Here is a 7,575-nt window from a genome sequence, read left to right as displayed (position 1 = left end):
GGGCCCGTTGGTCGGGGGGGGGCCGGGCCGGCCGCGCGCCCCCCCGCCCCCCCCCGGGGCGTTCGCGGCCCGCCCGGCCCCCCCCCCCCGCGCCGCGCGGCGCGGGGACCCCGCCGGTCCCGCCGCAGCTGTTCCCCACCGGCCCCGACCTGGCCGCCGGGCGGGTCGCGCCGCTGGGGTTCCTCGGGCCCGTCCCCGACACCGCCGTCGTCGCGCGGATCTCCCAGGCCCTCACCACCGCGCTGGCCGTCGACCCGCAGCAGTTCGCGCAGCGCGACCCCATGTTCCAGCCGGGCACGCCCAGCACCGTCGCCGCCGCGTGGGGCGCGCTGCTGTGGTGCGCCGGGTCCCCGGTCGCGCTCACCGAGCACCCGCTGATCGAGTCGTTCATCCCGTTCCTGACCACCTCCGCCGACCGGCTGCACTGGATGATGCCGCCCGACTTCGCCACCCTCGCCGGCTACTACGTCCACCGGCTCGGCGCCGGCGACGGCGGCGGCGCCGCCCACATCGCCCGCGTCATGTACGAGGTCGCCGCCGGGCTGCAGGCCGACTCCCGGTTCCGGCCCGGCGCCGACGCCCTCGCCGCCATCACCGCGGCGTCGCTGCGGATGGTCAACCAGGACATGGCCACCGTCCGGTACGGGCCCGACGCCGTCCTGCAGGAGTGGCGGCGCCGCTGCCCCGCCGAGTACGCCACCCCGATGGTCCGCGACACCGCGCCCGGCGAGTACCTGCGGCTGGCCCTGTACGACCTGCAGCAGATCGTCGCCGGGCTGACCGGGCCCCGCCCGGCCGCGCCCGGCCGCGGCCACGACGAGGTCCGCCGCGCCGGGATCGCGGTGCTGGCCGCCGACCTGCAGGCCGCGCCGGGCGCGCTGCCGGCGCTGCAGCGCTGGCTGGACCCCGACAGCGTCCGCACGCTGCAGGCCGTCCTGGCCGATCCGGCGAACCCGCTGCGGTCGCTGTGGCCGCGCGACGGGCGGCTCCCCGACGCGCTGCGCGGCGACGCCGACGCGCTGGCCGCGCTGCTGGCCACCACCTACACCCTCGGGCTGACATGGTGCCGGCTCGCGCAGGTCGCGCCGCCGGCGACCGGGTTCGCGGTGCCGCAGGCGGTCGCGGCGGAGCTGACGTCCCCGGCGATGCACAGCCCGCCGTCCACCGACGAGCTGTCGGCGTGGGACATCATCAAGGCGGCCCGCGCGCACATGGCCGCCGAGCGCGCCACGTCCGGTACCGACCGGCCGGTCGCGCCGGTGCCCGACCCGGTGCGGGACGCGCCCGGCCCGCCGCCGGCGGTGGCGCCCGCCCCGCCCCCGGCCGCACCCGAACCCCCCGCCGCCCCCGGACCGTCCGCCGCGCCGGTTCCCGAACCGCCCGCGGCCCACCACGAGCGGCCCGCCGCGCCAGTGCCCGCGCCCGCACCCGTACCGGCGCCGCCGCCCGTGCCCGCGCAGGCCGAGCCCCCGGCCGACCCGTTCGCCGCGGACGCGCCCCCGCCGCGGATCCCGCCGCCTCCCCCGCCGGTCCCCGCGCCCGCGCCGCCGCCCGAACCGGCACCGGACCCGGTGCCGCCGGCGGACGCCACGACCGCGGACGCGGCCGCCGCGGCGCACTACCCGCCGCCGGCACCGGAGCCGGCGTGGGCGGCCGAGGCGCAGCGCACCCAGCTGGACACCGACGCGTTCAAGACCCAGCTCGACCCGGGCCCGGCGTGGCCGGGGGCCGCCAGCCCCGCCCCGCCGGTCCCCCCGCCCGCCGCACCGCCCGCCGTACCGCCCGGCCCGCCGCCGGTACCCGTACCGGTGCCGGGTCCCGAGCCCGTCCCGCACGCGGACCTGCCGCCCCCGCCGGCGCCGGTCCCCGAGCCGCCGCCCCCGCTGCCGGCCGCACCGGTCGCCGAACCGGACCCGCAGGTCGCCGAGGCGTACGGGATCCGGTTCCTGTGCGGCGCCGACGACATCGGCCGCGTCGTCACCGAGGTGCGGCGGCGTGGCAAGTGGGCGCGGCGGCTGCGCGGGCAGGAGGTGTCGAGCGCGTCGGCGCCCGCGCTGCTGCTGATCGGCGCGCCGTCCAGCGGGCAGCGGCGGCTGGCCCGGATGGCGGCCCGCGCCCTGGCGGAGGTGGAGGCCTCCAGCGGCGAGGTCCGCTCCGTGCACGCCGAGGACCTGCGCGAGGACGGCCCCGACGGGCTGCGCGCCGCGCTGGAGGACCACGCGGGCCACGTCCTGCTGCTGGACGGCCTGGACGGCCTGATCCTGGACGAGGCCGACGGCGCCGCCTACGCCTCCGTCCTCTACCGGACGCGGCTGGAGGGCGTCAACGACACGGCGCTGCTCGGCACGTGCGAGCCGGACCGGGTCGGGGAGCTGTCGGCGGCGGCGCCGGAACTGACCGCGGACCTGCGGGCGGTGCGGCTGCCGGACCTGTCGGCGCCGTCCGCGCGGGCGGCGCTGGTGGGACTGCTGGCCGAGGAGCGCAGCCTGCGGCTCGGCGCGGACGCGCGGGCGGTGGTGGACCGCGAGGTGGGGTCGCTGCGGCCGCGCGGGCGGCTGACCGGCGCCCGCCTGGTGGAGGCCTACCTGGACCGGGCCGCGACACGGCATCTGGGCAGCGCGGAGGCGACGCAGGCGATAGGCAGCGCACTGTCGCTGACGGCGGCGGACTTCGAGGGCCTGGCGGCGGAACTGTCCGGCCGCTGACCCCGCCCGCGCCCCTGCCCACCCGCCACGGTCCCGCCCGCCGGAGCTCCGGCCGCTGGTGGCCGCGCCCGCCTAAGACCCGCCCGCCGACGGCCCGCACAGCCAAGGCCCGCCAGCCGACGGCCCGCACACTTCAGGCCTTCAGGCCTCCAGACCTGCCGGCCCGCCGGCCCGCCGGCCGACGGTCCGCGCGGCACAGGACCGCCCAGCGACCGCGAGGTGGCGAGGGCGGCGACGAGCAGGAGGCCGCGGCCGGCCTCGGCACCTGGCGGTCGGCGGGGGCCGGTGACCGCCTGGCCTACGAGCCGGCGCAGCGGCGTCGGGTCGTCGGCGCGCGACCGCCGGTACCCGTCGGCTGGCGGGGGCGTCGGGCGGCGGGCCGGAGGAGGCGGGGTGTTCCGCAGGGGGGCGTCCCCTCCCGGACAGCGCGTTCTGCGGGCCCGCGGCGCCCAAGGGCGTGCCCCGGGACGCGGTGGGCGCCCTGCCCGTGTGGCGCGTTCTCGCCTCGCCGGTAAGGGTTTTGGGTCCCTGCGGGACGGCGGAGTGTCGGTGCCTCGCGTCACGATGGGGACGTGGATCGCGTTGACCGGTTGCTGGCGCTCGTCGCCGAGCTGCGGGCGGCCTCCCCCGAGCCGCTGGATCCGGCCGGGCTGGCGGCGCGGCTGGGGGTCGCCGAGCGGACCGTCCGCCGCGACCTGGCGCTGCTGGCGCACGGCGGGCTGCCGGTGCGGGCGGAGCGGGGCCGCGGCTACGCGCTGCCCGGCCCGCCGGATCAGGTGCCGCTGGGCGAGGCGGGGTCGCTGGTGGGGCCGGTGCGGGGCACGCTCGATGAGGCGGTCCGCACCCGCCGGGTCGTACGGCTGGCCTACACCGACCGGGCGGGGTCGCGCAGTTTCCGCGACGTGGAGGCGCACGGCCTGGTCATCGCCCCCTACGGGGAGTACCTGGTCGGGTGGTGCCGGATGCGGGACGGCCCGCGGATGTTCCGGCTGGACCGGATCGGCGCAGCGTTCCTGTCGGGCCGGGCGGCGGAGGTGCGGGATCTGGACGGGCTGCTGGCCGCGCTGCGGGTGCCGGTGCCGCGCCCGGGGGCCGGTGCGGGGCCGCGGGGCCCGGCCGACCACGTGCGGGCGCGGGCGTGGACGCTGGACCGGCTGGAGTTCGTGCGGTCCCGGCTGCGCGACGCGGCGGCCGGGCTGCGCGCCCCCGCGGGCCGGTCCGCGGGCCCGGATCGGGGGCCGGGTGCGGCGGCGCTGCGCGGGGTGCTGGGGCATCTGGCGGAGTGGACGCGGTGGCAGGCGGCGGCGATCCGGTCGGCGGCGACGGGCGAGGAGCCGGTGCCGGCGGGCCGGCCCCCGGCGTTCCCGCCGGTGTTCGGCCGCGACCTGCCGTACGAGGTGCGGGAGCGGATGATCCAGGACGCGATGGCGCTGCGGTCGCTGGGCGAGGTGGCGCGCGACCTGGAGGAGGTGCTGGAGTCGGTGGGGCACTGGGCGGCGGGCTGCGACGACGCGCTGTGGACGCGGGAGCTGCCGGATCCGCGCCCCTACGGGCCGCCGGGCCCGCCGCGTCCGCTGGCGGACCTGCTCGCGGGCTGGCGCGGGCCGCTGGCCCACATCGAGTGGCATCTGGACCGCCTCACCGACGAGCCCCCGGAGCCGCCGCCCGGCGGCGACCAGGAGGAGGAGGTCTGGGTGGTCGACCGCTGCCCCCTGCAGGCGTGACCACCTCGCGGCGCCGGAGCGCCGGGCGGGTCAGCGGGCGGGCGCGCGGCCCGGTTCGGGGCGGCGGGGAGCGGACACGGCGCCGCCCGAGTCCGCCGTGTCCGAGTCCGCCCTGCCTTCACCACCGCGTACGCCGCCGCCTTCGTCTACGTCAACGGGTTCGGCGCCGGGTTCGCCACCGCCTTCGGCGCCCGCGTCTGCGGCACTGGGGTCTGCGGCGCCCGCGTCCGCACCGGGTTCGGCGCCGGGGGCAGCGGGGGTGGGGGTGAGGTGGCGGGTGAACCAGACGGTCTTGCCGGGGGGACGGGGGCGGGCGCCGAAATCGGTGGCGAGGGCGGCGACGAGCAGGAGGCCGCGGCCGGCCTCGGCCCAGTCCAGGACGCGGGGCGGGCCGCCGGGGACGGCGGGCGCGGCCGGGTGGGCGTCGCTGACCTCGGCGGTGAGGAGCGTCCCGTCCAGCCGCAGGGCCAGGCGGACGGGCCCGGCGCCGTGCACGACGGCGTTGGTGACGAGTTCGTCGACCATGAGGACGACGTCGGCGATGTCGCCGCCGCTGGCCGGGTCGGTGACGTGCCAGCCCCGCAGGGTGCGGGCGGTGAGGTCGCGGGCGCGGGACGCGGCGCGGGCCTCGGCGGGCAGGTCCCACGCGGCGGCGGCGCCGTCCGGGCCGGTCACGGCGCCGTCCGGGCCGGTGTCCGAGGCGCCTTCCGCGGTGCGGTCCGGGTGGTGGTGTTCGCGGGTCGTCGTCCTGGTCGGGTCGGGCGGCGCGGTTCCGGTCCCCGTGGTCGTCATGGTGCTGTCCCCCGTTTCGTGCCGGCTCGTCCGGCATGCGGTCATAGTCAGGGACGCGCCCGGCGGCGGGGCGGTGCACGGGCGCAGGCGATCCTCACTCCGGGGTGAGGTGAACGCCGCGCGCGGGGTGCCGGTGGAACGGGCACCCGCCCGGAGCCGTTACAGTGGAGGTGTCGGTGTGGCATGTGTCCCCCGGGCTCTACCTGATGCCTTCGGGGAATACCGCCGGTCCCATGTGGTCCGGGCTGGAGCTTCGTTGTGCCTTTCGCCGTGAGGCGACCACCACACCGGCTTGAACGCCGAGGCCCCGGCGAGTGAGAATCTCGCCGGGGCCTCGGCGTTCGCATGTGCGGGGCTGGGCGGGCTGGGGAAGCGGGTGTTACAGGACGGCCGCCGCGACGGCGGCGCCGATCGCGGCGAGGACGATGATGACGGCGGCGGCGGTGAGGACGATGGTGCGGGTCCGGCGCCCGCGGGGGGTGCCGTGGCGGGCGAGGCGCTGGGCCAGCCGCGGGTCGTCCTCGCTCAGGCGGACCTCGATCTGGGTGAGGATCCGCTGCTCCTCCATCGACAGCGCCATGCTTCAGACCTCCGGGGGGTGATCAGGTGACTGGTTCCTCCCCAGAGATCATGATCATTATCCCTTCGGTGCGGTGACCGTTGCGCCGCGTCCGGGGGCGCTCTCGTGGTGGAGCCGGTCCAGGGCGGTGACGTAGTAGGTGTAGGCGCGGCCGGGCTTGGCGGCCGGGTCGAGGATGCCGCCGCCGCGGACGTCGGCGATGAGGCGTTCCGGGTCGACGGGGGCGCAGCCGGGGCCGGTGCCGTCGACGCGGTAGACGGCGTAGGAGACGGCTCCGGCGGAGGGCCGCCAGGTCACCTTGACGCCCTTGACGCCCTTGCCGGCGGGGACGGCGGCGGTGCCGTGCACGGGCGGCGGCGCGGCGTTCCCGTCCTGTCCCCTCCCGCCTCCCTTGCCGCCGTCCTTGGCCGCTTCGTCCACGGCGGGGAGGATGGCGGGCCGGGTGTAGTGGTCGTCGCGGAGCCGGGCGGCGAACCCGCGCCGGTTGGCGGCGATGTCGGAGGCGCTGAAGAACACGTCGCCGCGGACCTGCGGGTACTTGGCGTTGAGGGTGAGGTGCCGCGACAGTTCGGCGGGGTCCTTCCAGGCGGCGTCGGCGCCGACGCGGTAGGCGCCCTGCCCGATGGTGAGCTGCACGTCGGTGCCCTCGACCTGGCGTGCCCACCAGGCGACGAGCTTGGCGTAGTCGGCGCGGGGGTCGCCGATCGGCCAGTACAGCTGCGGGGTGACGTAGTCGAGCCACCCCTTCTTGATCCATTTGCGGGTGTCGGCGTAGACGTCGTCGTAGCTCTGCAGGGCGCGGGTGGGGGATCCGCCGGGGTCGCTGCTCTTGTTGCGCCAGACGCCGAAGGGGCTGATGCCGAACCGGACCCACGGTTTGGCGTCGTGGATCTTCTGCGACAGCGACTCGACGAGGGTGTCGACGTTCTTGCGGCGCCAGTCGGCGCGCTTCATGCCGGCGCCGTAGGCCTTGTAGGCGGCGTCGTCGGGGAAGTCGCCGCCTTCGGGGTAGGGGTAGAAGTAGTCGTCGAAGTGGACGGCGTCGATGTCGTACTTGGTGACGACGTCCATGACGGCCTTGGTGGCCAGGTCGCGGACCTGGGGCAGGCCCGGGTCGTACCACAGCCCGGTCCCGTACTTGCGGACCCAGTCGGGGTGCTGCCGTGCGGGGCTCTTGGGCGACAGCTTCTTCACGTCGTCCTGGCGGGACACGCGGTAGGGGTTGAACCAGGCGTGGAACTCCAGGTTGCGGGCGTGGGCCTCCTTGAGCATGAACGCCAGGACGTCGTAGCCGGGGTCCTTGCCCTGGGTGCCGGTGATCCACTGCGACCACGGCTCGTAGGGGGAGTCGTAGAAGGCGTCAGAGTTGGGGCGGATCTGCACGAAGACCGCGTTCATGTTCATGGCCCGGGCGGTGTCCAGCAGGCCGGTGTACCGCTTCTTCTGCGCGGCGGCCGAGCCCGCGTCGCCGGGCCAGTCGATGCCGCCGACGGTGGCGATCCACATGCCGCGCAGCTGCCGGTGCGCGGAGTCGCCGGGCGCGGGGACGCGGGGGCACTCGGCCTCGGCGCCGGGCGGCACGGGGCCGCGGCCGCCGGCCTCCCGCTCGCCGAAGGCGGGGATCCCGCACGCGGCGAGCGCGCCCGCCGACACCGCGGCCGTCGCCGCCGCCACCACTGCCCGGAACCTGGATCGCGTAGCCATAGCGGCTCATTGTTACGCACCCGTTGCGATGCTCGCGCCAGAACAGCGATGCCCGTGTGATCCCCCGTCG

5 protein-coding genes are annotated in these 7,575 nt (G+C 77.8%); 2 read left to right on the top strand and 3 right to left on the bottom strand.

The window, feature by feature from the left end; translation table 11 throughout:
• Positions 1-2,705, top strand: a 2,705-nt coding sequence (locus ABZ806_RS19645) for a hypothetical protein (protein WP_500218746.1), incomplete at its 5' end; no start/stop codon positions are given.
• A gap of 572 nt (positions 2,706-3,277) precedes the next feature.
• Complete coding sequence (locus ABZ806_RS19640) at positions 3,278-4,429, top strand: helix-turn-helix transcriptional regulator (RefSeq protein ID WP_500218745.1); 1,152 nt, start codon at positions 3,278-3,280, stop codon at positions 4,427-4,429.
• 30 nt (positions 4,430-4,459) lie between these two features.
• On the opposite strand, the gene ABZ806_RS19635 is transcribed toward ABZ806_RS19640, so the two are convergent.
• The 3 genes from ABZ806_RS19635 to ABZ806_RS19625 form a co-directional block, all read right to left on the bottom strand.
• Positions 4,460-5,221, bottom strand: a complete 762-nt coding sequence (locus ABZ806_RS19635) for an ATP-binding protein (RefSeq protein WP_500218744.1) — start codon at positions 5,219-5,221, stop codon at positions 4,460-4,462.
• Between the two features lie 379 nt (positions 5,222-5,600).
• Positions 5,601-5,801: a DUF3040 domain-containing protein gene (locus tag ABZ806_RS19630; protein WP_500218743.1), complete on the bottom strand. Its 201-nt coding sequence runs from the start codon at positions 5,799-5,801 to the stop codon at positions 5,601-5,603.
• 57 nt (positions 5,802-5,858) lie between these two features.
• Positions 5,859-7,505 carry a glycoside hydrolase family 10-like protein gene (locus ABZ806_RS19625; RefSeq protein WP_500218742.1) on the bottom strand — a complete coding sequence of 549 codons (1,647 nt, stop codon included), beginning with the start codon at positions 7,503-7,505 and terminating at the stop codon, positions 5,859-5,861.
• Between the last annotated feature and the right edge of the window lie 70 nt (positions 7,506-7,575).

The organism is Spirillospora sp. NPDC047418 (genome assembly GCF_040643275.1).
Classification (GTDB): Bacteria; Actinomycetota; Actinomycetes; order Streptosporangiales; family Streptosporangiaceae; genus Spirillospora.
This window is presented reverse-complemented; position numbering and strand designations above follow the sequence as displayed.

Excerpts from the sequence above, each read along its gene's own strand:
- ABZ806_RS19635 (WP_500218744.1), bottom strand. The coding sequence starts at position 5,221 with ATGACGACCACGGGGACCGGAACCGCGCCGCCCGACCCGACCAGGACG.
- ABZ806_RS19630 (WP_500218743.1), bottom strand. The coding sequence starts at position 5,801 with ATGGCGCTGTCGATGGAGGAGCAGCGGATCCTCACCCAGATCGAGGTC.
- ABZ806_RS19625 (WP_500218742.1), bottom strand. The coding sequence starts at position 7,505 with ATGGCTACGCGATCCAGGTTCCGGGCAGTGGTGGCGGCGGCGACGGCC.